30 protein-coding genes are annotated in these 25,691 nt (G+C 50.4%); 11 read left to right on the top strand and 19 right to left on the bottom strand.

What is annotated here, in order from left to right; genetic code table 11:
* Positions 1-7: 7 nt before the first annotated feature.
* Positions 8-541 carry a YfiT family bacillithiol transferase gene (locus tag C7T94_RS03075; RefSeq protein ID WP_107213534.1) on the top strand — a complete coding sequence of 178 codons (534 nt, stop codon included), beginning with the start codon at positions 8-10 and terminating at the stop codon, positions 539-541.
* Here the strand turns inward: C7T94_RS03075 and ygiD are convergent.
* The 7 genes from ygiD to C7T94_RS03040 all read right to left on the bottom strand — a co-directional run bounded on the left by ygiD (position 538) and on the right by C7T94_RS03040 (position 5,119).
* Entirely contained in the window at positions 538-1,371 is an 834-nt protein-coding gene (ygiD, locus tag C7T94_RS03070; RefSeq protein ID WP_107213532.1) for a 4,5-DOPA-extradiol-dioxygenase, read from the bottom strand. The two genes, C7T94_RS03075 and ygiD, sit on opposite strands and share 4 nt — an antisense overlap.
* Positions 1,372-1,507: 136 nt before the next feature.
* Complete coding sequence (locus tag C7T94_RS03065; RefSeq protein ID WP_107213530.1) at positions 1,508-2,080, bottom strand: YceI family protein; 573 nt, start codon at positions 2,078-2,080, stop codon at positions 1,508-1,510.
* 80 nt (positions 2,081-2,160) lie between these two features.
* Positions 2,161-2,742, bottom strand: a complete 582-nt coding sequence (locus tag C7T94_RS03060) for a helix-turn-helix domain-containing protein (protein ID WP_107213528.1) — start codon at positions 2,740-2,742, stop codon at positions 2,161-2,163.
* Positions 2,743-2,750: 8 nt separating this feature from the next.
* Positions 2,751-3,254, bottom strand: a complete 504-nt coding sequence (locus tag C7T94_RS03055; RefSeq protein ID WP_107213526.1) for a DUF3347 domain-containing protein — start codon at positions 3,252-3,254, stop codon at positions 2,751-2,753.
* Between the two features lie 28 nt (positions 3,255-3,282).
* Positions 3,283-4,098: a hypothetical protein gene (locus C7T94_RS03050; protein WP_107213524.1), complete on the bottom strand. Its 816-nt coding sequence runs from the start codon at positions 4,096-4,098 to the stop codon at positions 3,283-3,285.
* A gap of 2 nt (positions 4,099-4,100) precedes the next feature.
* Positions 4,101-4,643 (bottom strand): heavy-metal-associated domain-containing protein, encoded by a 543-nt coding sequence (locus C7T94_RS03045; protein ID WP_162618523.1) that lies wholly within the window; start codon positions 4,641-4,643, stop codon positions 4,101-4,103.
* 80 nt (positions 4,644-4,723) lie between these two features.
* Positions 4,724-5,119 (bottom strand): HYC_CC_PP family protein, encoded by a 396-nt coding sequence (locus tag C7T94_RS03040; protein ID WP_107213520.1) that lies wholly within the window; start codon positions 5,117-5,119, stop codon positions 4,724-4,726.
* Between the two features lie 94 nt (positions 5,120-5,213).
* Between C7T94_RS03040 and C7T94_RS03035 the strand changes: the two genes are divergently transcribed.
* Both C7T94_RS03035 and C7T94_RS03030 read left to right on the top strand, forming a co-directional pair.
* The gene (locus tag C7T94_RS03035; protein WP_107213518.1) at positions 5,214-5,933 is read left to right on the top strand and encodes a peptidylprolyl isomerase; all 720 of its coding nucleotides are present in this window, start codon (positions 5,214-5,216) and stop codon (positions 5,931-5,933) included.
* Entirely contained in the window at positions 5,930-6,697 is a 768-nt protein-coding gene (locus C7T94_RS03030) for an exodeoxyribonuclease III (RefSeq protein ID WP_107213516.1), read from the top strand. The genes C7T94_RS03035 and C7T94_RS03030 overlap by 4 nt, the downstream gene beginning before the upstream one ends.
* A 26-nt stretch (positions 6,698-6,723) precedes the next feature.
* Here the strand turns inward: C7T94_RS03030 and C7T94_RS03025 are convergent, their stop codons facing one another.
* The 7 genes from C7T94_RS03025 to C7T94_RS02990 all read right to left on the bottom strand — a co-directional run bounded on the left by C7T94_RS03025 (position 6,724) and on the right by C7T94_RS02990 (position 13,480).
* The gene (locus tag C7T94_RS03025) at positions 6,724-7,296 is read right to left on the bottom strand and encodes a 5-formyltetrahydrofolate cyclo-ligase (protein WP_239494912.1); all 573 of its coding nucleotides are present in this window, start codon (positions 7,294-7,296) and stop codon (positions 6,724-6,726) included.
* A 99-nt stretch (positions 7,297-7,395) separates the two neighbouring features.
* The gene (gene efp, locus C7T94_RS03020) at positions 7,396-7,956 is read right to left on the bottom strand and encodes an elongation factor P (RefSeq protein WP_107213515.1); all 561 of its coding nucleotides are present in this window, start codon (positions 7,954-7,956) and stop codon (positions 7,396-7,398) included.
* 147 nt (positions 7,957-8,103) lie between these two features.
* Complete coding sequence (locus C7T94_RS03015) at positions 8,104-8,721, bottom strand: ABC transporter ATP-binding protein (protein WP_107213513.1); 618 nt, start codon at positions 8,719-8,721, stop codon at positions 8,104-8,106.
* A 13-nt stretch (positions 8,722-8,734) separates the two neighbouring features.
* Positions 8,735-9,520, bottom strand: coding sequence for an acyl-ACP--UDP-N-acetylglucosamine O-acyltransferase (gene lpxA, locus C7T94_RS03010; protein WP_107213511.1), 786 nt, complete (start codon positions 9,518-9,520; stop codon positions 8,735-8,737).
* Positions 9,517-10,932 (bottom strand): bifunctional UDP-3-O-[3-hydroxymyristoyl] N-acetylglucosamine deacetylase/3-hydroxyacyl-ACP dehydratase, encoded by a 1,416-nt coding sequence (locus tag C7T94_RS03005; RefSeq protein ID WP_107213509.1) that lies wholly within the window; start codon positions 10,930-10,932, stop codon positions 9,517-9,519. Before C7T94_RS03005 ends, lpxA begins: the two co-directional genes overlap by 4 nt.
* Positions 10,933-10,942: 10 nt before the next feature.
* On the bottom strand, positions 10,943-11,995 hold the full coding sequence (lpxD, locus tag C7T94_RS03000) for a UDP-3-O-(3-hydroxymyristoyl)glucosamine N-acyltransferase (protein ID WP_107213507.1): 1,053 nt from the start codon (positions 11,993-11,995) through the stop codon (positions 10,943-10,945).
* A gap of 261 nt (positions 11,996-12,256) precedes the next feature.
* Positions 12,257-13,480, bottom strand: a complete 1,224-nt coding sequence (locus tag C7T94_RS02990) for an HD domain-containing protein (RefSeq protein WP_107213504.1) — start codon at positions 13,478-13,480, stop codon at positions 12,257-12,259.
* A gap of 103 nt (positions 13,481-13,583) precedes the next feature.
* Here C7T94_RS02990 and porX point away from each other — a divergent pair, with 103 nt between their 5' ends.
* Genes porX through C7T94_RS02970 form a run of 4 tightly spaced genes read left to right on the top strand, consistent with a single transcriptional unit; the run spans position 13,584 to position 17,570 of the window.
* Positions 13,584-15,137, top strand: a complete 1,554-nt coding sequence (porX, locus tag C7T94_RS02985; RefSeq protein ID WP_107213502.1) for a T9SS response regulator signal transducer PorX — start codon at positions 13,584-13,586, stop codon at positions 15,135-15,137.
* A gap of 38 nt (positions 15,138-15,175) precedes the next feature.
* Complete coding sequence (gene tsaE / locus C7T94_RS02980; protein WP_107213500.1) at positions 15,176-15,598, top strand: tRNA (adenosine(37)-N6)-threonylcarbamoyltransferase complex ATPase subunit type 1 TsaE; 423 nt, start codon at positions 15,176-15,178, stop codon at positions 15,596-15,598.
* A gap of 53 nt (positions 15,599-15,651) precedes the next feature.
* Positions 15,652-16,881 carry an alanine dehydrogenase gene (locus C7T94_RS02975; protein WP_107213498.1) on the top strand — a complete coding sequence of 410 codons (1,230 nt, stop codon included), beginning with the start codon at positions 15,652-15,654 and terminating at the stop codon, positions 16,879-16,881.
* Positions 16,882-16,886: 5 nt separating this feature from the next.
* A complete protein-coding gene (locus tag C7T94_RS02970) occupies positions 16,887-17,570 on the top strand; it encodes a M15 family metallopeptidase (protein WP_107213496.1) in 684 nt (227 codons plus the stop codon).
* Here the strand turns inward: C7T94_RS02970 and C7T94_RS02965 are convergent.
* From C7T94_RS02965 to C7T94_RS02950, 4 genes are all read right to left on the bottom strand, one after another.
* Entirely contained in the window at positions 17,567-18,070 is a 504-nt protein-coding gene (locus tag C7T94_RS02965) for a SixA phosphatase family protein (protein WP_107213494.1), read from the bottom strand. The genes C7T94_RS02970 and C7T94_RS02965 overlap by 4 nt on opposite strands.
* On the bottom strand, positions 18,067-19,089 hold the full coding sequence (locus C7T94_RS02960; protein WP_107213492.1) for an aminotransferase class I/II-fold pyridoxal phosphate-dependent enzyme: 1,023 nt from the start codon (positions 19,087-19,089) through the stop codon (positions 18,067-18,069). Before C7T94_RS02960 ends, C7T94_RS02965 begins: the two co-directional genes overlap by 4 nt.
* Positions 19,089-20,096: a glycosyl hydrolase family 18 protein gene (locus C7T94_RS02955; RefSeq protein ID WP_107213490.1), complete on the bottom strand. Its 1,008-nt coding sequence runs from the start codon at positions 20,094-20,096 to the stop codon at positions 19,089-19,091. Before C7T94_RS02955 ends, C7T94_RS02960 begins: the two co-directional genes overlap by 1 nt.
* Before the next feature lie 93 nt (positions 20,097-20,189).
* Positions 20,190-21,500 (bottom strand): D-alanyl-D-alanine carboxypeptidase/D-alanyl-D-alanine-endopeptidase, encoded by a 1,311-nt coding sequence (locus tag C7T94_RS02950; protein ID WP_107213488.1) that lies wholly within the window; start codon positions 21,498-21,500, stop codon positions 20,190-20,192.
* A gap of 187 nt (positions 21,501-21,687) precedes the next feature.
* Here C7T94_RS02950 and C7T94_RS02945 point away from each other — a divergent pair, with 187 nt between their 5' ends.
* The 4 genes from C7T94_RS02945 (at position 21,688) to C7T94_RS02930 (ending at position 24,955) form a co-directional block, all read left to right on the top strand.
* Positions 21,688-22,806: a PDZ domain-containing protein gene (locus tag C7T94_RS02945; protein WP_162618521.1), complete on the top strand. Its 1,119-nt coding sequence runs from the start codon at positions 21,688-21,690 to the stop codon at positions 22,804-22,806.
* Positions 22,807-22,859: 53 nt separating this feature from the next.
* Complete coding sequence (locus C7T94_RS02940) at positions 22,860-23,729, top strand: phosphodiester glycosidase family protein (RefSeq protein WP_107213484.1); 870 nt, start codon at positions 22,860-22,862, stop codon at positions 23,727-23,729.
* Positions 23,730-23,731: 2 nt separating this feature from the next.
* The gene (locus tag C7T94_RS02935; protein ID WP_107213482.1) at positions 23,732-24,664 is read left to right on the top strand and encodes a hypothetical protein; all 933 of its coding nucleotides are present in this window, start codon (positions 23,732-23,734) and stop codon (positions 24,662-24,664) included.
* Between the two features lie 99 nt (positions 24,665-24,763).
* Positions 24,764-24,955 carry a cold-shock protein gene (locus C7T94_RS02930; protein ID WP_107213480.1) on the top strand — a complete coding sequence of 64 codons (192 nt, stop codon included), beginning with the start codon at positions 24,764-24,766 and terminating at the stop codon, positions 24,953-24,955.
* A gap of 68 nt (positions 24,956-25,023) precedes the next feature.
* Here C7T94_RS02930 and C7T94_RS02925 read toward each other — a convergent pair whose 3' ends face one another.
* Positions 25,024-25,485 carry a hypothetical protein gene (locus tag C7T94_RS02925; protein ID WP_107213478.1) on the bottom strand — a complete coding sequence of 154 codons (462 nt, stop codon included), beginning with the start codon at positions 25,483-25,485 and terminating at the stop codon, positions 25,024-25,026.
* Positions 25,486-25,691: the final 206 nt, after the last annotated feature.

Below are 25,691 nucleotides of genomic sequence, written 5' to 3'. Positions count from 1 at the left end.
TGGGCTCATGACTTTACCCGACCCCCTTAGGTACCCGATCGGCCTGCATGTTTTTAATCCCGATGCGGGTCCGGCCGACATTAACCAATGGATTGCCGATCTGGCCATTCTCCCCGAACAGATTGAAGCCCTCATCCCAACTTTTAATGAAGATGTGCTTGCCCGGCGATACCGGCCCGGCGGCTGGACGCTGAGGCAGGTCATCCACCACCTTCCGGACAGCCACCTGAATGCATATACCCGCTTCAAACTGGCTATAACTGAAAAGAGGCCCGCGATACGTCCGTATGATGAACAGGCCTGGGCCGAAACCGCCGAAGCCCTGCATGGAGACATTTCTCTGTCAGTTAACCTGTTGCGGGCGCTGCATGGACGGTGGGTCGCTTTTTTGAACACGCTTGAGCCAGCTGCCTTTGACCGGCTGCTTTACCACCCTGAAAGCAAACGCGAATTTACCGTAAAAGAGCTGCTCAGCACCTATTCCTGGCACGGCAGGCACCACCTGGCACACCTGCGATCGGGTCTGCAACAGGGATATTAGTCAGCCAAACCAAGGCGCACCGAGGTCATCGTCAATGAACCACCCAGGGCTTGTTCGTTGAAGATCGTTGCAGGCTCACTGCCGGTCTGCAGGCCGAGTATGTACAAAAGCGGCAGGTAGTGTTCAGGCGTCGGCACGGCCAGCCTGACTGCATGGCAGAGTTGTTCATAATGGATAAGTGCCCGGTGGTCTCCGTCTGCGATCAGCTGTTTGAAGGTTTCGTTCGCTTCAATGGCCCAGTCATAACCACCACCATGAATCATGGACCAATTCAGCATGCGGAGGTTGTGAACCATGTTTCCGCTTCCCAAAATTAGCACCCCGCGTTTGCGCAGCGCCCGGATCTCGGCGGCGAGTTCATAGTGCCAGGCAGGTGGCTTTGTATAATCAATACTCATTTGCAGTACCGGGATGTTTGCATCAGGATACATGTGTCTGACCACCGTCCAGGCGCCATGGTCCAGGCCCCAGTCGTGGTCCATCAACACCTCAGTTTTCCGAACCATGGCCGCTGCCTCGGCCGCCAGTGCCGGGCTGCCGGGCGCCGGGTATTGTACGTCGAACAGCGCCTGCGGAAACCCGCCAAAGTCATGAATGGTTGGCGGCAGGTCCATGGCTGTTATCAAGGTGCCCCTTGTATACCAGTGTGCCGAAATGACAAGCACGGCGGCCGGAAGGGGTATCAGGGCAGCCTGTTCGGCCCATGTCCTGCTAAAGATGTTTGTTTCTATCCCGTTCATGGGCGAACCATGGCCGATGAACAGTGCCGGTACCGGCACTGTTTCGGGATGGCTGGAAACAAATTGTTTAAACTGGTTAAAGCTGGCCATGATCTGCTCCTTTCGCTTAAAAGATTACCGGAAAGGCCTGTTGCGGTTCCCCACCGTAAATACGCTGTTGCTGCGGGGGCCTGTATAGAGGAGCGCCACCTGGCGGTGGCTCTCTGTTAAACTGATGATGCTGCGTTTACTTTGCGGGCGCGAACTCCAGGTTGAGCCGGATGGTCACATCTTTAGAAACGCCCATGCCCGTTGGGTCATATTTAATGTTGTAGTCCAGCCGATTAATGGTCGTCGTGGCGCTGAAACCGGCCTTCTCGCCACCGCGCTGGTCTTTGGCAGTGCCACCGAATACCACGTCAAAGCGAACATCTTTCGTCACATCCTTAATAGTCAGCTTGCCGTTAAGCTCGTAATTATTACCGCTGCGTTTTTTGAACGATGTGCTTTCGAAAGTCATGGCAGGATACTTGTCTGCAGCGAAAAAGTCATCGCTTTTCAGGTGTTTATCGCGCGGTTCAACACTTGTGTTGATGCTGTTCACATCTACCGTGAAGGAAACTTTGGCATCACTGAAATCTGGTTTAGCCGCAGTCAGGCTGCCATCAAATTTCCTGAACGAACCGTCAACAAAAGAAATACCCATGTGTTTGACCGAGAAATTCACAAAAGAGTGCATTGGATCTACTGCCCAGCGGGTTTGTGCCGAGGCGCTGAAACAGAAGACAACGCCAAGAACAAATAAGCTTAATTTTTTCATATGATCATTTATTAAAAAGCCGGTCCGATAAGGAACCGGCTTTGCAAATGTACGCTGCTGCCACGGGGCCCGGTCTTGACCTATGGTAAGAAATCAATGCGGGGCAGCTGATCGAGGGGCCGGCGCTTTAACTCGGCCTGTCGTTTCCAGGCTGAAGGTGTCAGGCCAGAAACTTTTTTAAACTGGCTGCTCAGATGGGCGAGGCTGCTGTAACCCATGCGAAAAGCAATTTGACTCAGCGTTTCTTCTCCATAACTGATCAGCTCTTTAACCCGCTCAATTTTTTGCGCGATAAAGAATTTTTCTATCGGGTATCCTTCTGTCTCAGAAAAGACCGAGCTCAGGTAACTGTAATCGAAGGGAAGTTGCGCTGGCAGGTACGCAGACAGGTTCAGAGCAGGACCGCCCGCGTCTGTATACAAAAGCGCCATCAGCTGCGCTTTGACCTGTGTTACCAGTCGCTGCTTCCTGTCTGTAGCTAATTCAAAGCCGAATGTGGCCAGCAAAGATGCGATTTCTGCCAGCTCAACGGCAGAGGGGTCTGCTGCGAGCTTTACCTCTCCGAGATCTGCTCTTAACACAATATGTCCCAATTTGCTGAGTTCATGGCTGATCACGAGTTTACAGCGGTCGCAGACCATGTTTTTGATAAAAAGCGTCATTGCCGCCTTTAGGGTTGTTTTTTTGCGGGAAGGGTTTCCGTCACCGAGCCACAGGCAAACATCTCGCTTCCATAATAAGGGTTTTCTACTGCTTTGTTTTCGTTCAGCCAGCTTTTTTTTGCCATCGGGCAATGCTGAACATAGAGCGGCGTTCCTGTTCCCGCCAACTTGACCATGGCAATCATTTCCTTGCTCAACCCGGCAAATGCCTGCCGTTGCACAGCGAGGTCTTTTGACGCCGCGATTGCAGCGGTGCTGCGTTTAAGCGCGGCAGCCTGCTTACTCCAGGCTGTTTGCTGAGCCTCAGGCAGGGCTTTAACCTGCACAGCATCAGTCAGTTTCGCAAAAGCAGCAGCACCAGCAGCGGCCTGGCCAGCCTGATCGCGGGCAAGCGCATTCTTAATTTCCAGGTAAGCGCCAACAAGTTTATCGAGTGGCTTGTCGCTGCCGGCAGCGCAAACAGCAAAGGGAAGCAACAGCACCAGAGCTGTAAGTAATTTAAGTGTTTTCATGTCTTGATCATGCCGTTTCCGGCTTTAATTATTTAATAACGTTAAAAATATTGTACTCTACCCGGGCAAGGAACATGTTCCGCAAATAACGGTTCTCGATGTTCCCTGTGGCCTGAAACCGGTAGCCTACGTCAATGCGAAGCTGACTGTTTAAGATCAGCTGCACGGCCGGCGCAATATCGAGGTAACTGTGGCCTGTGCCGGGATTCGTTTTACCCAGCACCTCGGCATACAGATTGAAATTAGGCTGACGGTAGTCGCGGTATACCCTTGGAAAGAGCAGGTAGCCTGCTGAAAGACTGTAATTCAGCATGCCTGCGGGGGCCGCCGTGTGCGGGCGGATTTTTTCGTCATTTTTGAACACCCGCGCGTAGCCTGTCGTAACCGAAAGGGCTAACTTGTGAAGCAACTGCGTAGCCACCAGGCCGGCCTGATAGCCGGAATTGTCGCCTTCCAGGTTGATGTCTTCGCTGTGAAAAGGCCGCCTGCTCGAACTGATCCTGCCGTAGGCGGCCATGCGAAAATGTTTCTGCAGGTCATCTATGCTCAGGAACCGGTATTTAGCATAAAAACTGGCTCCTTCAAATGCGAACGGACCTTCCATGTCTGACAGGAAAGCCTGTGCATGAACCATCAGGTTCCGGTTAATACCGACCATCGCTTCTGGCACAAGCCGGCTTGAGAAATCCAGGTCGTCCATGCGTTCGTAGCTGAGCCGCAGCCCCACAGATTTTGCAGGCATGTTGCTTGCCGGTTCTGTATAAACATATAGTTCCTGGCCCCCTGCGAAGAGGTTACAAAGCAGCAGCACCGCCAGGACGCCGCTGCGAATGAATGCTTTCATGCCTAAATGCTCAGGTGGTAAACACGAACCTTTTCACCACCAACCGTAGCGGTGCCAGAGGCGTAAGAGGGGCCATCGATTTTTTTAAGGTTCTGCCTGAAGAGCGGCTCAGGCACAAAACCTTTGTCCACTACCGCAGCACGAAGTTTTCCGTTGAGCGTAGTGTTGCGGCTTTTCAGGAAGCGGAAGGTCATGCCTTTACCCGCGGCGAAACCATTTTCGTCTACTTTCAGGTTATTAAAAGCGAAATCAGCCTCCAGTTTGCCAACTGAAAAGCCCGCATCTTTAACTTTCTTCTTAATAAGATCCAGATTAACCGCTTTGTCTTTTTTAAATGTAAGTACAAAGATATTTTTGTTAAGATCAGGCGATATAGTGCCGATAAAATCGAGTGTTCTAAGCGACTTTTCGGTCGCCTGCGAACACATTGAACATGTAAGTCCGGTTACCTGCAGGCTGGCTGCGGTGACCTGCTGGGCAGAAGCTCCGCTAAAAGCAAAGAGAAGGAGGAGCGCAGAGATGGCTTGAATTTTTAAAACTTTCATTTCCAAGATATTAGGGTATATAAGATTGGTCCCTTTTTTAAAAAGGAACACGACAATTATTGCGGCCGAAAACCGCAATCCTAATTTCTGAAGATCTGAAAGAGAATGTTCAGGGAGAGCCTGGATGCCAGCGGAGGCGCTTTATTTGCAGAAGCGGCAGAAGTCTCGGCTTCGACGCGCGTCACAAAATCGGCAAAGGCAGGAATATAAAACAGGTCTAACCCAAAAAGCTGTGGCATCTTGACAGAAAGACCGGCCTGGTGCGAATCTTTAACCTGTACTTCTACTTTTGTTGTTTTGCAGCACCCGTCTGATTTTTCAGCTGCCTTCTTGCACATGTTGCAGCCTTCTGCAGAGGCGAACAATTTGACCTCAGAAAGCTTACCGCCGCAAAAATGAAGACCCGCAGCAAAGCCCAACACGCTCAGTGCATAAAACACAGCAAGGAAAAGGGCTTTTTTCTGGTAAGATCTCATCAGGCTCAAAGGTACAAATATTTTGCCCCGGCGTAAAAACCTGAAACCCGTGTTTTCGCTTTTTTACGTTAATTTAGCATCATAAAATCGATTCATGCGCCGAATTTTTTTTCTGCTGCTGCTTTTCTGCCAAATCCAGGCAATGGCGGCCAAGCCAAAATACCAGTACATTCGCATTGAAACTGCCCGGGGCAGCTGTATCATCAGGCTGTACAACCAAACGCCCTTACACCGCGACAACATGGTTAAACTGGCCCGGTCGGGGTTTTATAACGGCACTTTGTTTCATCGTGTAATCAAAGACTTCATGATACAGGGCGGGGATCCTGACTCAAAAAATGCGAGGCCCGATTCGCTGCTGGGCGAAGGCGATATTGGTTACCGCATTCCCGCAGAATTCAATGACAGCCTCTTTCATAAAAAAGGCGTGCTGGCTGCTGCTCGCGATAACAACCCGGCTAAAGAGTCAAGCGGTTGCCAGTTTTACATTGTTCAAGGCAAGCGTTTTACGGACGAGCAACTCGACAAACTGGAACAAAGCAGGCTTAAGTTTAAGATTCCCGCTTACCAGCGCGAAGTTTACAAGACCCTTGGCGGCACACCGCATCTTGACCGCAATTACACCGCTTTCGGAGAAGTGGTTCAGGGATTCGACATGGTCGACAGCATTGCGGGTGTTCCGACCAACAAACGCGACCGGCCGCAAACCGATGTGAGCATGAAAGTGGGCCTGCTTAAAAAGCGTGAAGCCCGCAAGCTGGAGAAAAAGCTGATGCGTGATGCGACAAATAATTCCGGAACTGAAAAGAAATGAAGATCATATCCTATAACGTGAACGGCATCCGCTCTGCCTGTTCCAAAAATTTCCTGGGCTGGCTGCAGGCCACCAATGCCGACATGGTTTGTTTACAGGAAGTAAAAGCCTTGCCCGATCAGCTCGGTGAAATCATCGGCCTGATCGAACAGATGGGTTACCACCACTACTGGCACCCGGCAGAAAAAAAGGGTTACAGTGGGGTCGCACTGCTGACTAAGGTTAAGCCCAAACATGTTGAAACCGGCTGCGGGGAGGAATGGATTGACCGCGAAGGCCGTATTTTAAGAGCAGATTTTGAAGGTTTTTCGCTCATGAGCCTGTACATGCCTTCGGGAAGCAGCGGCGAAGAGAGACAGGTGAAAAAGTACGAGTTCATGCACTTTTTTTCGCAGTACATCAGCATGCTGCGAGAGCAGATTCCCAATCTGATCATATCAGGCGATTACAACATCTGCCATACGGCAATGGATATTCACAACCCAAAATCGAACGCCAATTCGTCAGGCTTTTTGCCCGCAGAGCGCGAATGGATGCAGGTCTTTCTGGACAATGGTTTTATAGATACCTTCAGGCATTTCAACAAAGACCCGCATCATTATACATGGTGGAGTTTTCGCGCCAATTCCAGAGCCAAGAACCTGGGCTGGCGTATCGATTACCAGCTTGCGTCGCTCCCCCTACTGGACCGACTTAAACAGGTACGGATTTTACCTGATGCGGTGCACTCTGACCATTGCCCCGTGCTGCTCGAGCTGCATTAATCAAAAGCCTTCAACCCCACGCACCGCTAGCGGCCAAACGTGTACAGACCAGAGGGCGTCAGGCAGGCATCCAGCCGGATGTCCTGGTCATGTATGTCTGTGATTTCCGCTATCGGTTCAGCCAGGCTGATGCCGATGGCACGAGCTTGCAGACCGTCCAGAAACCGGTCATAAAAGCCTTTTCCATAACCAACACGGTAGCCCCGGCGGTCTGCCGCAAGCAAGGGAACAAAAACGATGTCGATTTCCCCATCATGCATGGCACCTTTTTCGGGCTCGAGAATTTCATAAAGGTTCTTTTTTAAATCATCCCGGCCAAGGTACTCATGGTGAGACATCAGGGCCGTATCGAAATCAGCTTTCGGCACCAAGATGCGCAACCCCGGCCGGGCGGACCGCAGCCAGTCGATGAGCCGGAAAGTGTCTGGCTCCCGTTTCGATTCGATAGGGAGAAAAATATGTACCGTGCCCGTCTCCGGCAAATCCAATCTGGTAAAATGCCCGAGCAGTTCTGAGTTGAGCGATTCGAATTCCCTCTCGCTTAATGCCATACGGGCTGCGAGCGCAGATCGCCGCAGGTCTTTTTTCATTGCTGCCATGCACGAAGATAAGACAAAGCTGACAGGACAAAAAAAATGGCTCCGGGAACCACTCCGAAGCCATAATCAACCTAAACCTAAACTAAACTATGAAAATTCTTATTTTACTCTTTCAATGTAGTCGCCTGTACGGGCATCTACCCTTACTTTGTCTCCCTGGTTAATAAACATAGGGACTTTGATTTCAACACCAGTTTCTACGGTGGCGTATTTGAGCGCGTTTGTAGATGTATCACCTTTTACAGCCGGCTCTGTGTAAGTAATTTCTAACTCTACATGAGAAGGCGTCTGTGCCATGATCGGTTCTTCACTTTCAAAGGCAATGATCACATTCATGCCTTCTTTTAGGAACCTGACCGGATCACCGAACAGTTTTTTTGGAATATTGAACTGCTCAAAAGTGTTGTTGTCCATGACCACCAAAAACTCGCCATCTTCATAAAGATACTGGTAATCGCTGGTTTCTACCCGGCAAATCTCCACCTCTTCGTCGGTGCGAAAACGGTACTCTACAAGTTTACCGGTTTTCACGTTCCTCATTCTGGCCTGGTAAAAAGCACGAAGGTTTCCGGGCGTACGGTGGATGAACTCTTCTACCTGTACAAGTTCTCCGTTGAAGCGGAGAATGTTACCGTTTTTAATTTCTGATGCTTTTGCCATTTTTGGTTAGAATTTGAGCCCTTACTCCGGCTCATTTTCGTGCCGCAAAGGTATGAACAATATTTAATTTACAAAATTTTTTTTCAACATTTTAAATTTCCATCCTGCAAGCTCATTCCAGCGCCTTTTTACAAAGGTACAGCCCCACTATTTATAATCTGTAATTTGAATGTAATGCTTGCAAAACGCATATTCATATGGCTGATTCGAGCAAACTACGATTAATTTACTTCCGGCAAAGCCTTCGATCAGTGCCTCGTACCACTGCACCCCCTGGCTGTCCAGGTTCGAGGTCGGCTCGTCGAGCAGCAGCACCGGCGTAGCGGCGCAGCATGCCAGCGCAAGCCTGGTTCGCTGTTTCATTCCTGAAGAAAAATACTTGATCGCTTTGTGCTTAGATTTTTCCATGCCGAGCAGCTCAACCAGGGAATGACGGTCCATACCCCCATCCATCGGCTTAAAGCGAAAGTGAAAATCGATCATTTCAGACAGGCTGAATTCTTCGATCAAGTCCAGGTATGGTGCAGCAAAACTCAGGTGCCTGTAAACAGATTCTACCTGGACCGGCCCGCTGGCCGCCTGGTAAAGCACCTTCCCCTCTGAAGGGCTCAGGTGTCCTGAGATCAGGCTGAGCAGGGTCGATTTACCCGAACCATTCGGCCCCAGCACAGCGTATCGCCCGCCGGGCAGCAAGTTTGCCGTAACGCCGCGGAAAATCCACTCCCGGTTAAACCGCCGGCCTGCATTTTCCAAACTGATTCTCATAATGGTGGCTAGTTTAGCTACCCATGCCGAAACCCTTCATCACGCCGCGGTTCGAATTGCGGATAAAATCTACGATCTCATCGCGAATTTCAGTAGGCTTAAATTCGGCTTCGATTATGTCAAGGGCCTTGGTTACATTATTGTTTTTGACAAACAGCACCCTATAAATCTCCTGTATTTCGTTAATTTTTTCGGGAGAAAACCCACGCCGGCGTAAACCAACCGAGTTGATCCCGGCATAAGAAAGGGGTTCGCGCGCGGCCTTTACGTACGGAGGTACGTCTTTACGCACCAGGGAGCCACCCGTTACAAAAGCGTGCGAGCCGACCTTAACAAACTGGTGAATGGCCACCAGGCCAGCAAGCACAACATAATCACCAATCGTGATGTGCCCGGCAAGCGTGGTGCTGTTTGAAAAGATACAGTAGTTGCCCACTTCACAATCGTGCGCCACATGCGAATAAGCCTGGATCAGGCAGTTACTGCCGATTACGGTCTTCCACTTGTCTTTCGTTCCGCGGTTAACCGTAACACACTCGCGGATCGTTGTATTGTCACCGATCTCAGCCGTGGTCACCTCACCGTTGAATTTAAGATCCTGCGGCACGCCCGATATGACGGCACCAGGAAAAATGCGGCAGTTTTTACCAATCCGCGCACCGTCCATGATGGTCACGTTTGATCCGATCCAGGTACCCTCGCCGATTTCCACATCTTTGTGGATGGTAACGAAGGGTTCGATCACCACGTTGTCGGCGATCTTTGCCTGCGGATGAATATATGCTAAGGGCTGTATCATGAATTTGCTGTTTCGCTGTTTTTAACCTTACTGATTTGTGCCATCATCTCGGCTTCGACGACAACTTTGTCGCCGACCATGCCCACGCCTTTCATCTGGGCAATACCCCGCCGGATGGGCTCCATTAAGTCGCAGCGGAACACGATCGAGTCGCCCGGCAGCACCTGTGCCCGGAAACGTACATTATCGATCTTGAGAAAATATGTTAAGTAATTCTGCGGGTCATCGACCGTACTGAGAACCAGGATGCCGCCCACCTGGGCCATGGCCTCGATCTGAACAACACCCGGCATCACGGGCGCGCCCGGAAAATGCCCTTTGAAAAACTCTTCGTTCATGGTCACGTTCTTCACGCCAACTACGTACGTTTTGGTGAGCTCCAGGATTTTGTCGACGAACAGGAACGGCTGCCGGTGCGGCAGGATGTTCATGATCTGGACCGTATCAAGCAGCGGTTTGGCTGTGGGATCATAGACCCGCTGGACTTTTTTATTCTTTTCCTTTTTTATAGCGGCCTTGATTTTCTTTGCGAAGGCAACGTTTGCCGCATGACCTGGTCGTGCTGCCATGATGTGCCCCTTCAGGTGCATGCCAACCAGTGCAAGATCGCCGATCATGTCGAGCAGTTTGTGCCGGGCAGGTTCGTTCTGGTAGCGCAGGTCCATATTGTTCAGGATGCCCTGTGGCGCAACGGCAATGTCTTCCCGGTTAAAGAGTTTAGCCAGGTGATTCAGTTCCTCGCTGGTCACTTCTTTGTCAACGATCACGATCGCGTTGTTCAGGTCGCCGCCTTTGATCAGGTTGTTCTGCAACTGGTATTCAAGCTCGTGCAGGAAACAGAACGTACGGCAGGAGGCGATTTCCTTTTTGAACTCAGCAATGCTCGTTATTCCGGCATGCTGGCTGCCCAGCACCGGCGAGTTGTAATCGATCATACAGGTAAACCGGTAATCATCAAGCGGCATGGCTACGATCTCTACCTTGCGGTCTGCCTCTGTATAGGTAATATTGTGTGGTATCTGGAAATATTCGCGGTCAGCATCCTGAACCTGGCTTTCAGCAGATTCAAGCGCTTCGATAAACAAAATGGCGCTTCCATCCATAATCGGGGCTTCCGGACCATCGAGTTTCATCAGCACATTGTCAAGGTCCATTCCAATCAGCGAAGCCATGACATGCTCTACGGTGCTGATGCTGGCGCCGTTTTGGCTAATCGTGGTTCCTCTTGACGTGTCGGTTACGTTATCGGCATCTGCCTCAACGATGGGCTGCCCTTCCAGGTCTACCCGCTGAAATTTAAAGCCATGGTTCTCGGGGGCCGGGCAAAATGTCAGGGTGACATTTGCGCCCGTATGAAGACCCACTCCCGATACGGATACTTCCCGTTTGATGGTTTTTTGTTTAACGTTCATTCGTGTGTATTTATTTGTCAGCACCCTGGAACAGGTTGCTGATCCTGGCCTCCAGCGCACTGATCTGCTTTTCAATATCTGGCAAACGCCTGAATATGACCGAGGCCTTCAGCCAGTCTCTTAATGGCTGGGCCGGCGATCCGTGCCACTGCCTGTTTTCTTCTGAAATGTTTGAATTAACTCCCGCCTTTGCACCGAGTTGCGTGCCTTTGGCCAGTGTGAGGTGACCTGCAATTCCAACCTGCCCGCCGATCACACTGTTCGCGCCGATTTTGGAACTGCCGGATATGCCCGACTGCGCCGCGACCACTGTATTGGCGCCTATTTCTACATTGTGGGCAACCTGGATCAGGTTGTCCAGTTTTACGCCCGAGCGGATTATGGTAGAGCCCATCGTGGCCCGGTCTATCGTGGTGTTGGCCCCGATCTCCACATCGTCTTCGATGATCACATTACCGATCTGGGCAATTTTGTGGTAGCTGCCATCAGCCTGCGGTGCGAAGCCAAAGCCATCGCTGCCGATCACTGCGTTTGAGTGGATTACCACCTGCCGGCCAACCTGCGACTGGTGGTAAATCTTAACCCCCGGATAGATGATGCAGCCCTCCCCGATCTGGGTTCCGGCGCCAATGTATACCTGGGTAAAGATCTTAGCATCATCGCCGATGATAACACCCTCCCCGATGTAAGAAAACGCCCCGATAAATACGTTCTGGCCAATTTTTGCAGACGGATGAATGAAACACGGCTCTTCAATTCCCGGCTTGTGTTCCTGTTTCAGCGCCTCATTGTACTTTTCAAGCAGGAGCGAGAATGCACTGTAAGGATTGTCTACCCTGATCAGGGTTGGCTTTACAGGCTGGTCAGCTTCAAAACTGCGTGAGACAATAACCACCGATGCCTGGGTGCTGTAAAGAAAGTTCTCGTATTTCGGATTGGAAAGAAAACACAGAGAACCTGGCCTGCCCTCTTCTATTTTTGACAACTCAGCCACTTCTACGTCCGGATCACCCTCTATGGTTCCATTAAGAAACCCACTTATCTGTTTGGCCGTAAATTGCATTTTACAAAGTTAAATGTTAAATTGATATGAACAAATAAAGACGCCGCCCGGTGGCGCAATATCCTCCTTTAAGGGGAGTCCTGCGGCGTTTTCCTGCATGGTTTCCCGCAGGCCCGTATCGCAGAAACGCCGGCACAACGCCAAACGATACCCGGCCTTTGAAATTTCGGCTACCCACCTGGCAGACAAGGCGTTTTTGCAATCAAGGTACAATGATAAGAGACTAAACGGGATAAAAAACCATTTATTTTGTTAAAAAACCTAAATGCCCCGCGGATAAGCAAGAATATGTTTGGTTACCGTGCGGTCCAGCGACTGCAGGTTTGACAAGTCGGAAGCCTTTGCAATATCAATCACCGCATTATTTTTCATCAGGATATTTACGTTTTCTATCGCAGCGTTGTACGCCCGGTTTTCTACCGTATTCGTATAAACGAAATAACCGGCTTCGGCTGGGCTGATGCCGAACACCGCGCTGCTGCGCTGTACCAGGTCGGCTACCCGCTCCTGATCAGGCGCCGTTCCGGTAATTTCTACCTTAAACAGCTCACGCCTGGTGAGCATTCGGCAAAGCGCAGACAGCACCGGGTCTTCATGCGATGCCCATACCTTAATGGCGGCATGGATGTCCTGATCGTCAAGCTGCACAAATTTTTCCAGGTGCCCCGGCGATTCAAAAAATTCTGTCTTCCCCACCTGGTTTTCCAGGAAATGGGCCAGCGCCGGTGCGGCAAAAAGGCGGCTGCCGCCTGATGCAAGTTCCTTTGCCCGCCTCAGCGTATTGATGAGCATCTGTTCGCCGGCAATGACCGTTTTGTGCAGGTAAACCTGCCAGTACATGAGCCGGCGGGCAATCAGGAACTTCTCAATCGAATAAATACCTTTCTCTTCGATGACCAGCGCATCGCCGGCTATATTGAACATCTTAATGATGCGGTCGAAGCTGATCACACCTTCGCTTACACCTGTAAAAAAGCTGTCGCGGTTCAGGTAGTCCATGCGGTCCAGGTCCAGTTGCCCCGAAATCAGCTGGTGCAGGAATTGTTTAGGGTACTGCCCGGTAAATATGTCAATGGCTGTAGCAAGCTTTCCGTTAAACGTTTCGTTCAGTTGCTTCATGAGACACATGGAAACCTGTTCATGGTGCACGCCCTGCATCAGGGTATGCTCCAGGGCGTGTGAGAACGGGCCGTGCCCAATGTCGTGCAGCAGGATGGCAATGCTGGCCGCTTCCTCTTCTGCGGCTGATATGCTGTGTCCCTTGCCACGCAGCACTTCGATGGCCAGCCCCATCAGGTGCATGGCGCCCAGCGCGTGGTGAAAACGGGTGTGGAGTGCGCCCGGGTAAACCAGGTGCGTCATGCCCAGCTGCTTGATGTACCGCAGGCGCTGAAAGTAGGGGTGCGAAATCAGGTCATAAACCAATACCGATGGAATGCTGATAAATCCGTATACCGGATCGTTGATGATCTTCTTCTTATTCAAGGGTGTGTTGTCAGATTATACGGTACAAAAATTGCTATTTTTACGCAAACAGCGAACCCGGCATTTGTTTCGGGATATCAAGTTTACACTTTACAGATATAACATGCAGGAAACTAAAATATTATGGGCTGATGATGAAATCAACCTGTTGAAACCACACATTCTTCTTCTGAACGAAAAAGGCTACCAGGTAACCACTTTTACAAACGGGAACGACGCACTTGAAGGCTTCGGGAAGGAGCATTTTGACCTGGTTTTCCTGGATGAAAATATGCCTGGCATGAGTGGGCTTGAAACGCTCTCTGCAATCAAAAATGTATCCCCCGATGTACCCGTGGTGCTGATTACCAAAAGCGAAGAAGAAAATTTGATGGAAGATGCCATCGGTTCGAAGATAGATGATTACCTCATCAAGCCGGTTAATCCCAAGCAGGTGCTGCTGACCATTAAAAAACTGATCGACAACAAACGGCTTGTCAGCGAAAAAACTTCGATGGCCTACCAGCAGGACTTCAGACGGCTGGGTATGACTCTTAACGACCGCCTCAACTATGAAGAGTGGGTGGAGGTCTACAAAAAGATCATTTTCTGGGAGCTTGAGCTTGAAAAACTCGATGACCAGCAGATGCATGAAATTCTGACACTTCAGAAATCTGAGGCCAACATGCAGTTCTCAAAGTTTATCGAAGACAACTACATGGATTGGGTAAACGGCAATGGCAAGCCGCCCATGCTCTCGCACGAACTGTTGAAGAAAAAAGTATTTCCCCTCATCAACAGCACCACACCGGTCTTTTTTATCCTGATCGACAACCTGCGTTATGACCAGTGGCGTGTGATTAACCCGCTTATTACAGAGTATTTCCGAATTGATGAGGAAGACATGTATTCCAGCATTCTGCCTACAGCCACACAATATGCACGTAATGCCATTTTCTCTGGCTTATTGCCGCTTGACATGGAAAAACGGCACCCGAACCTGTGGCTCAACGACGATGACGAGGGCGGAAAAAACATGCACGAAGAGGCCTTTCTGGGCGAACAGATCAAAAGAAGCCTGAGAAAAGACTGCAAATTCAGCTACCATAAGATCCTGACCTACGATGATGGCAAAGCACTGGTCGAGCAAAGCGCCAACCTGATGCAGAATGATTTCAACGCAATCGTTTTCAACTTTGTAGATATGCTTTCGCATGCCCGGACCGATATGCAGATGATCCGGGAACTGGCCAATGACGATGCGGCTTACCGCTCGCTCACGCTGTCCTGGTTTGAACACTCTGCCCTCTTAGACCTGCTTAAAAAACTTGCTCAGAAAAATGTTAAGGTAGTTCTGACTACCGATCATGGTACAATCCGTGTTAAAAAACCGAGCAAGGTCATCGGCGACCGCAGCACCAATACCAACCTGCGCTATAAACAGGGACGCAACCTGAGTTACAATGACAAAGAGGTTTTTGCAATCAAAAACCCGAACGATGCGCACCTGCCAAAAATCAACATCAGTTCAAGTTACATCTTTGCAAAGGAAGACAGCTACTTTGTCTACCCGAACAACTACAATCAGTTTGTAAATTATTATAACGAGACTTTCCAGCATGGCGGCATTTCTCTTGAAGAAATGATTATTCCCATTGTAACCTATTCGCCGCGATAGGCTTGGGTGTTTATCTTTGTGCCAGCTAAAAAACGTGTATGACGATTGATATCGGAGCGCCCGAAGCGCTTGACCAGGCTGCCGGGGCATTGTACGACTTTGCCGCCGGCCAGCAGATCTTTGTTTTTTTCGGCGAGATGGGCGCCGGTAAAACCACCTTTATCAAAGCCTTTTGCCGCAGGCTTGGCGTTACAGGCATCGTGTCCAGCCCTACGTTCTCCATTGTCAACGTTTATGACCGCCCCGCCGGGCCGGTTTACCACTTCGATTTTTACCGCCTGAAACGCGTTGAGGAAGCCTATGACCTGGGTTATGAAGAGTACTTCTACAGTGGTGACGTGTGCCTGATCGAGTGGCCTGAGCGTATTGACGGGCTTCTTCCCGAAACGTATGTTCGGATTGACATAGCGGTAACCGGCCCGTCTTCCCGTCGCTTCAGTTTTCAAAAATCGACCGGGTAGCCGCCGTTTCGGTTTATTTTCGTAACTTCAAAGACCTAAAATAACCAGGATAGATGGCTTCAGGATTAAGAGAAGGAATGGCCGCCATTGCCCGGCAGGGCCTGCGGCAGCCGAAAGAGTCGATGCTGGAAACGCAAAGCAGAAAGAACAGCCTGTACATTGGTATTCCGAAAGAAATTTCTTTCCAGGAAAGCCGCATCGCCCTTACTCCCCTTTCGGTTGCATTGCTTGTTAACAACGGCCACCAGGTCATCATTGAAAGCGGAGCAGGCAAAGGCGCGAATTTTTCAGACCAGAATTACGCTGAACAGGGTGCGCGCATTTCCCACGATAAAAAAGAAGTATTCCAGGCAGACATTATTGTCAAGATCGCTCCGCCAACCATGGAGGAGATCGAGCTTATGCACAAAGGCCAGACACTGGTCTCTTCGCTTCCTACCGGAACGCTGAAAGCGCCTTACCTTAAAGCGCTGATGCAGAAAAAAATCAACGCTCTTTGTTTTGAGCACCTGCGCGATGAGGGCAATGTATTGTGTGTGGTACGTGCCATGAGCGAAATTGTCGGTTCAACTTCCATTCTCATTGCTGCCGAGTACCTGAGCAGTGTAACAGGCGGTAAGGGCCTGATGCTGGGTGGTTTCACGGGTGTTCCGCCTACAGAAATCGTTATTCTGGGTGCCGGAACCGTTGGTGAATATGCCGCGCGGACCGCCCTTTCGCTTGGCGCCGAGGTGAAGGTATTTGACAGTTCCATTTACCGCCTGCGCCGGCTCCAGACCAACCTGGGTAACAGCCGGGTTTTTACTTCGGTCATGCAGCCCATTGTCCTGAACAAGGCCATCACAACATGCGATGTCGTGATCGGCGCGATTCGGGCCACCCATGGTCGCAGCCCTTGTGTTGTGATGGAAGAGACGGTTAGCCGCATGAAACCCGATTCGGTCGTAATTGACGTGAGCATAGACCAGGGCGGCTGCTTTGAAACATCGGAGGTGACCAACCATAAAGACCCTGTTTTCAGAAAGTATGATGTGATCCACTATTGCGTTCCGAACATCGCATCGCGCGTTCCGCGTACCGCCTCTTATGCGCTGACCAATATTTTCGCCCCCATCCTGCTCGATATCGGCGATATGGGCGGCCTGATGAACATGGCCTGGCAGCGCCCGGGAATCCGCGATGCGCTATACATTTACCAGGGGCACATGACCAATAAAGACCTGGCAGACATGTTTAATTTTCCATTTAAAAACCTCGAGCTCCTGATGGTTTCCAACCAGTAACTGCCATGAGAAGATTTCTTTTCCTGCTTCTGCTTCCGGCTTTTGTCCAGGCATGCGCTCAGAAAAATGCGCAGAATCCTTACGGGTTGAAGATCATCAACAATTTCAGAGACTACCAGGCCGCGGTAAAAGAAAACCCAGACAATCAGCTCGTTGAGATCAACAAAGCAATTCCCTCGGTTCGCCTGGATATCCGATACGCCACAAGGAATAACTTTATGAAGCGGGTCATGTACGCGCAGGCACGCGCCTTTGCGCGCAAACCGGTTGTAGTGCAATTGCGAAAGGTGCAGGCTGACCTGCAAAAAAAGGGCCTGGGCCTGAAAATATTTGATGCTTACCGCCCCTATGCCGTAACGCTCGATTTTTACCGCCAGGCGGTGCAGAAAGACTTCGTGGCAAATCCGAACAAAGGTTCCAAACACAATCGCGGCTGCGCCATAGACCTTACGCTTATTTCGCTTAAGACCGGCAAAGAACTGCCCATGCCTACGCCTTTCGACAGTTTCAGCCCCGAGGCAGCCGCCCGGTATGCAAACCTGGATGTTCAGGTGAAAAAAAACCGGGACCTGCTCATCAGCACCATGCACCGGCATGGGTTCAAGGTCATGTACAACGAGTGGTGGCACTTTGATTTCCAAGGCTGGCAAAACTATAGCCTCATGGACATCCCTTTTCAAAAACTTTAGTGACCCGCGCGGTGTAAAGCACCATAATGACTGCTCGTTAACCGCAGCTTTTTGCCTTTTCTGACGATCTTAAAAATGTAGTCATAATCCTCATCATGTAGCTCCTTCTGATCAAAACTGGCACCTAAAGCCCGCAAGATATCTGGTACCGTATTCGAATGCCCGGCAATGAGCACTTTTTTCCGGGATGATCCTGACCAGACCCTACCGGCCAGGGTTGCGGGAGAATCGTAAGCCAACACGGGCTTATGGCTGGCTTCTGCGACCCCAGAAACTGTTTCCCTGGTGCGAATATAAGCCGTACTGTAAACCTCATCGATCTTGTGGTCTTTGAAATAAGCGGTGAGCGCGGCTGCCCGAAGCTTTCCCGTTTCACTGAGTTCCGGGTCGGCCGTCTTTACCGCCGTGCTTTTTTCGGCATGCCTGACAACCCAAACGGTCTGCGCATGCAGCGCCGCGGCCAAGAACAAACAGCAGAAAAAGAGGTATATCGTTCTCATTCGTTGGTATTTAAAATGTCCAGAAGTCGGTCCAGTTCGTCCCGCGTATGTTCGCTGTTCAGCACTACCCGGTTCAAAAGCGGGCCGCTGGCATCCGGGTAAGGGAATGACGAAATCAGGATGCCCTTTTCGGCCAGCTGGTGATGAAGCGATACATCTGTATGGCGAAAAACCGGCAGTTCAGGAATATACGACCAGTTTTGCTGATTGGCCAGGTATTTGGAAAAATAGTGTTGGTTTTCCTGCAGCTGCTGCCACTGACGGCCGTACAGGTCGGAACTGTTCATGAACGCGTACAGCGCGGCCGCAGCCGGGGGCGAGGCGCCGTTGAAGACCACGCTTTTTCGCAGCTCTGCTACAGTATCCCGGTCGCCAAGGATGATCCCTGCATCGACCCCCAGCGCCTTCGCCATAGAGGCTACAACCACGATCCTGGCCGGAGCCTCAGTTTTCAGCCGGGTATAAGCACCGATGCCGCCATCGAGCAGGCCGATACCGTGCGAGTCATCTGCAAGCAGAAGTTGTTTGTGTGCATCGCCCGGCAGGGCTGAAAAGTCATACCGCTCCGGCATGAGGTTGTTGAGTGTGTTGCTCAGCACGATGCGCTCTGCAGGCCCCGCGGGAAGCTCCCGCATCCAGGCACTTACGCTTCCGTGCTGCCGGGGCACCTCATCTGACCAAAGTGCCGGATGGGTCCCAGGCGCGTACGCTAACTGCCGCCCAACATAAGCCCTGACACAGAGTTGGGCGGCCAGGTAACCGCTTGAGAGGATCAGCGCTGCTTCAGCGCCGAAACGGGCAGCGGCAAACGCTTCCGCTTCCTCGTACAAAGCGATCTGGATGTTGTTGCTCCGGCTGGTACCATTGTTGACACCGTAACGCTGCAGCCCTTTGCTGTAACATTCCATAAACCCGGGATGTGTAGCCAGGCCCAGGTATGATGTGCCACCGAAATAGAGGTAGCGCCTGCCGCCGGCATCGATGCGGTTTTGAATGGCGTGCTGCAGTTTGATATTCATCAGTTATAATTTCTGCCCAGTTGGTCGTTGGCGGCTTTGATGATGGAATTGGCCGAATTGGTATCATGATACAACTCCCAAAACATAATGCCGTTACAGCGCTGTGAAGCCAGGGTCGTCTTTTGCTTTACGGTGGTTATGCCGTTAAAATAGTAATCTGCATTGTTGTATCGCGCATAGTCCCCGTTTATATCCACACCTGCTGCTTCAAAATCGCGCACACCGGCCGAGGCGCCTGCGGCTGTCTTGCCATAAGCGGGCATCCCAAGTACGGCCTTCTTTTTAGGCATGCCGCGGGTATTTAGCCAGTAGTTGAGCGAAGCGACGGTCATGTTGTACGAGGCATGATTCGGTTCGCCTTGCCAGCCTGCCCCGTCATAGATCATGATGTTGAAAAAATCGGCATAACCAAACACTTCTGTTCGAATGCCGTCGCGAACGGTGCCCGCATACACCCCCGGAGTAATGGCGGCACTGAGAAATTTGTTATGCTTATGCAGGGAATCTGACAGCTCTTTCATCAGCAAGGCATACGTTTGATCTGCTACACCCTGCCTGGGGTATTCCCAGTCGAGATCAAGGCCGTCCAGCTGGTTGCTGCGCACAAAGGCCAGGACATTGCTCACAAACTGCGTACGCGTGGCTTCGGATGCGGCCAGCGTCACAAAAATATTGGCATCGCCGGAAACAGAGATGCCTGTTTTAAGACCCTGTGCCTTGGCTTGCTGAATCACGGTATTGAACCGCCCCGGCTGCGCCAGCGGAGCCAGCGAGCCATCGGCCCGCGGATTCAAAAAGGCATAGAAGAGATGCGTCAGCATTTTATACTTGGCCGGGTTCACACCTGCCGGGTCCCGGTAGCTGGGAAAATAACCTACGATTTTAAAAGACGTATCAGATACGTAGGCTGCTGGCGGGTCAACTTCAGCCTTTGGATGAATGGTTTCTTTCTTACAGGCAGCAAATAACAGCAGTGTGCAAGCCAGCAACAGGTAATGGTTCCTCATGGTGATAGGTTTTAAATGGTTGATTATCAAATCTAACGATTCACAATTCAAAACCGCAAAAACCAGCACAAAAAAGATTCGATTTAAGAACTCCTAATATTTCTCGTGAATTTCGGTCATAATGCGCACCATCTCCTTGCGCACTTCTGCAGTAGGCTGCAGGAAATTATTGTTCATAAACGCAAATAGCAGCAACTTACCTTTTTTGGTCCGGATGTACCCACTTTGGTTGTGCACATTGGAGAGTGTTCCTGTTTTGCCAAATACGAACGGCTGACCGGTCTTCGGATAGGCGTTTCTGAGTGTTCCGCTTTTTCCGCCGGCAGGCAGCAGTTCGAAGAGTTTCTGTTTATCTGGAAATTCCTTCCATATCAATTCCAGCAGATAGATCATGTCTCGCGGTGTAAAGAGGTCCATTCTGGATAAGCCCGATCCGTCTGCCCATTGCGGCTTGTCAGGAAGGTCAGCCAGGTACGTTTTCGTTACATGGTCGATCACCTTTGCCGCGTTCATTTCCAGCCCGGCCTGATCAGCGTAAACCAGCAGCAGCTGCTCGGCCACAAAATTATCGCTGGGCAGCATCATCTGTTTGAGGACCGAGTCGCGACGGGCTCCGTATACGGTTTTGGCATACGACGGCATTTTCCGGCTTACAAGTTCAACAGGTTTGTGCAAGGTGTCTGAGAGCAGGTTCACCGTTAAAAGGTCTGATACTTTATAGGGGATCTGCTGCGTGAAGCGGTCTGGCACTGCGCCTTCCGGATATCGAAAGGTGTTCTCGAGGAATGCGCGCTGTATGCCAAACCCACCTTTTTTATCCGGGTCGGCCACAAAACAATCGGCAAAGACTTTCGGGCTGATGTCAAGGCCACCCGACTTTTTTTTGCTAACCACAACCAGGTTATCCATAACCGGCAACTCATTAATTTCTGCCTGGTAATAGTCATTGTAATCATCCCAGGCCCAGCCCAAGCCATAAACAGGGCCTGTATAGCGGCCGGGCGCAAAGAATAATTTTTTTGGGCTCCGGGACAGGAAATCGAGTGCGACCCGGTTTTTCAACTGCGAATGCAGGAAAGAAGGGTCTCCGGTTCCCCAAAAGATCAGCGAGTCGCCCTGCTCAACAAACCGCAGCGAAGGCAAGGAATCTTTCAGTATCTTTAAACCTGCATAAAAGGTATAAAGCTTGGTATTTGATGCCGGGGTATAATACCGGTCGGCATCTTGCTGGTACAGCATTTTTTTGGTTTCCGGATCATAAAGGGCAAAACCAACGTGGTATTGCCTGGTCAGCGGCGCGTTGCGGAATGTTTTCTGAACGCCGCGACCAATCTGGCGCCCGGCAGAACAGGATACCAGGATTAAGGCCGCCAAAAATGCGGCGTACACGCGATATGGTTTCATGGATTGGGGTCTGGGTGAAATAATGTCGCCACTAAAATATTAAATTAGATCAATGATCATGAGCCGGGATGTCGTAAAAACACACGTTTTTTTATGGCTATTCATCTTGCTGTGCACCAACCTCTGCTGCGCTCCGGCTGCCTTTGCCCAAAATTTCGGGTTTACAGGCAAGCGCACTGCACAGACAATGCCCTTTAAATTTGTAAAAAACCTGATCATCATTCCGGTTTTCATAAACGGAAAAGGCCCCTACGACTTTATTCTTGATACTGGTGTCGGCCCTATGGTGATCACAGATGCCAGTATTCTCGATTCGGCACAGGTACGTACGTATACGCCATTTAAGGTTTTCGGCCTTGGCGCCGGCATTGACCTGAACGCCCTGTTTACCAACAAGATCAGCGTGGGTATTGGCCATGCCTTGTCTGAAACAACGCCCACTGCGGTGCTGGCCGATGACATTTTCAATTTGTCTGGGTATGTGGGCCAGCCTGTTTACGGCCTCGTCGGCTACTCTTTCTTCAAAAGTTTTGTGGTGCGCATCCGGTACGATTCAAAAAGCCTGACCTTTTACAATACCGCCCGCCGGGTACGTTACCGCGGCGAGCGCATCCCGATCGAGCTGACGCTTAATAAACCTTACCTCCGGGCGCAGGTAAGAACCGATTCAGGCGACACGCTGCACACCCGGTTGATCATCGATACAGGCGGCAGCCATTCGCTGCTGCTCGAGACCTTCCGGAACGGCGCCTTTCCGCTTCCGGACACCACCATAGAAGCCAATCTCGGCATGGGCCTGAGCGGTATGATTGCCGGGAAGATGGGCCGGATCCGGTCGCTGCAGATCGGGGCTTTTCACGTGCCGGATGTGCTGACAGGCTTTCCCAGCTTTGAAGACGTAGCAAAAAAGACCGCTGGCAGTGACCGGAACGGCAACCTGGGCGCAAATTTTCTGAAAAAGTTTAACATCATACTTGATTACAACGGCGGCTTTATTTATTTGAAAAAGAATTTCTATTTCCAGGAACGCTCAGAACACGACATGTCGGGCATGTCTGTTTTCGTTGATTTTGAGCAGGCAGACCGGCTTTTTGTTGGCCGCATCGAGCCCGGATCGCCCGCGCAGGAAGCGGGCTTCGAAAGCGGCGATGAGCTTCTGAAAGTGAATTTCAAAGCCGCTAAAGACCTTTCCCTGACCGAGCTCGACGAATTGTTCCGGTCCAGGGACGCAAGGCCGATACTTGTTGAAGTAAACCGTCAGGGCACCCCGCTCCTTTTGTTACTGCGGCTTAAGAAACGCATCTGACCGCCGCATTGTAAAAATTAAACGAGATCTCCGGACATTCATTATACTTGCATATGCGTATAAAAACCCTTCTATTGCCTTTCGTCCTGCTGCTGGCTACACAAGCAGTGGCACAGCATGCTGACTCGCTTACCGTTGTAAAAGCCAAATGGCAAAAAGACCGCATTGCCCGTCACGTTAGGCTTTACCGGCACCACTTTAATAAAAAAGAACTCTTTGCCGCCAATGAAAACATCACCTACCTGGAAATCAGACGACCGGGAAAACGAGCAGTCCTGGGACTCGGCTACGAGCAGCAGGAACTGAAGACGGTGCCTGTATTTGGCAAGGCCGAGAACGCAATTGCTGCGATAAACGGGACATTTTTCGATATCAAAAACGGCGGCTCGGTCGATTTTATTAAATCGGGAGGGCGCGTAATTAACCCGACCCGGCTCGAAAATGAAGGCAAACGCGCCCGGCACCAGATGGCGGCCGTGGTTATACATGCCGGCAAACTTGAAATAATCCGGTGGGATGGTACTGCCGACTGGGAGAACAAACTGCCTCAGGAGGATGTTATGGTAAGCGGGCCACTGCTGCGACTGGACGGCCAGGATGAACGGATCGACAGTGCTGCATTTAATAAACTAAGGCACCCGAGAACCTGCATTGGCATTAAACCGGATGGGAAAGTGATTCTTTTAACGGTTGACGGACGGCAGGAACAGTCTGCAGGAATGAATCTTTTTGAACTGACCAGGGTCATGCGCTGGCTGGGCTGCAGCTCGGCGATCAACCTGGATGGTGGCGGCTCTACGACACTTTGGGTAAATGGCTGGCCTGACGATGGGGTGGTGAATTTTCCGAGCGACAATAAAAAATGGGACCATGCCGGTACCCGCAAAGTGGCGAACGTGATCTTGGTGAAAGCGAAAAAATAAACATGACCAGAAATTCAGTTCTATACATTCTCTTCCTCGCAGGTCTCTTTTCCGCCTGCTCACACGGCGACAAAAGAAAAGACGCCAGCTTGCGTGACTTTACGTTCGCCCCGGTTAAAAACATTCGGTATGAAGAGGTTAAACGCCGGTTCAGTTCGGGGCTGTCTGTTAACGAGATGGGATTTCACCAGGAACCTTCCTGGATCATTGAATTTATATCTGACGATTCGGTGCTGGCCTATTATCCAAAAAAGAAGATCATGCAGGGATTTCACCTGCATTATGACCATGCCAACGTATATAATTTTGCAAAAGAGTGGTTCCGGGTAAAAAAAATAGCCAAAGACAGCCTCGTCCTGCAGCGCCTGCAGGTAAACCGACGCGAAATCGCCAGCGACATCACTTCAGATGTAAACATGACCTTTTACGCGCAGTCATTCATCAAACGTAAGCTGCGCACCACAGCCCGCGAACTCCAAAAGCCTACTGCTGCAGACAGTGCATTTGTCAGGAAACTGGCCGAGCGGTCAAACCGAAACCCCGGAAACCGTGACAGCGCTTTTGCAGCGCGTCAGCCCGTTCGCTTTGTGAGCAGGAGCCCGCTCGTGTTGGTTGAACAGATCAGCAACCAGGATCCGCTTACCGGGAAGACAGCCTCATACGATTACATGTTCCCCGAATATAAGATCACGATCAGGAAGGCATACAAAGATTTTGCATTCCGGTTTGGCTGCGTGATTGATGCCCGGGGAACTATTCACATCGGCCGAATCACCGGCGTAATCCCCGAATATTACGAGCAGCGTAAAAAGGTCATTGAGGGTGTAATCAGGGTATACCTGCGTAACCTGTCCACACTGCATCCCGGCACTACATTTGGCATACCTCATAGTTCTGAAATCACGCTAAATATTACCGGAAAAGCTGATAATTAAGCAGTTACAAACACAAATCGATAATAAAATAAAATAGTTGCGTTCTGGTTTTTTGAAAATAAAAGCCTACCTTGCAGACTTACACTAATACTCATTACAATGCAAGAAGGAACAGTAAAATTCTTTAACGTGACCAAAGGATTCGGCTTCATCATCCCATCAAACGGAGACGGGGATATCTTTGTTCACTCAACCGGTCTTATCGACCAGATCCGCGAAAACGACAAGGTTCAATACGAAGTCGAGAACGGAAAAAAAGGCTTAAATGCCGTTAATGTGAAAGTAATTTAAGTTATTATCATATTTGCAAAAAAGGCGCCTTTCATCAGATAGGCGCCTTTTTTTGTTTTACCGCGACTTCAGACCTTTCCGGCTGTGATCTCGGCCCCCTCTTCGTTCTCAAGAAAGAGTTTATAAACCTGGGTAATTTTCCAGTCTCCCGTACCATCGTTTTCAAGAATAAGATAATTCTGCTGTGACCCTTCGTTCAGGGCATAATTGATATCGATGCGCGCAACAACGATAGCCGAGGTCTTGGATACGACCTCGTAATTCACCGTACAGTCACGCTGCACCAGTCCGGCATTTTTCTTCATAAAGTCCACGATGTTCGCCCCCTGCTGAACAACTACTTTCGTCTGACGGTTGGACCTGAAAGTCACATCGCTTCCCAGTACCTGCTGCAGTTTCCGGTAATCGCCGTGTTTTAAATAACTCTGTATAAAAGCATCGATAACGGCCTTCACATCATGCTTTGGTTTGGCGGCATGCGCGCTGATGGCACCGGCCAGCAGCAACGCACATAAAATCTTGTATTTCATGGGTCATTTTTATTTAAAAATAACCACAAAAGGACAAAAAAGGTATGCTGAAAACACCCATAAAATTGGCACAAACACTTGATTGTCAAGCAAAAACAGCAAGCTTCAATCCTGAGGCTTGCTGTTATCATTTTTAATCATTAATAACCTAGCATGAAAAAACTCTACAAAGTTCTTATGCAGTTATACGTGCTAAGTTATTGGAA

The organism is Pedobacter yulinensis, assembly GCF_003029735.1.
Classification (GTDB): domain Bacteria; phylum Bacteroidota; class Bacteroidia; order Sphingobacteriales; family Sphingobacteriaceae; genus Pedobacter; species Pedobacter yulinensis.
The sequence above is the reverse complement of the archived record's forward strand: the minus strand, read 5'-3'. Positions and strand labels throughout refer to the sequence as shown.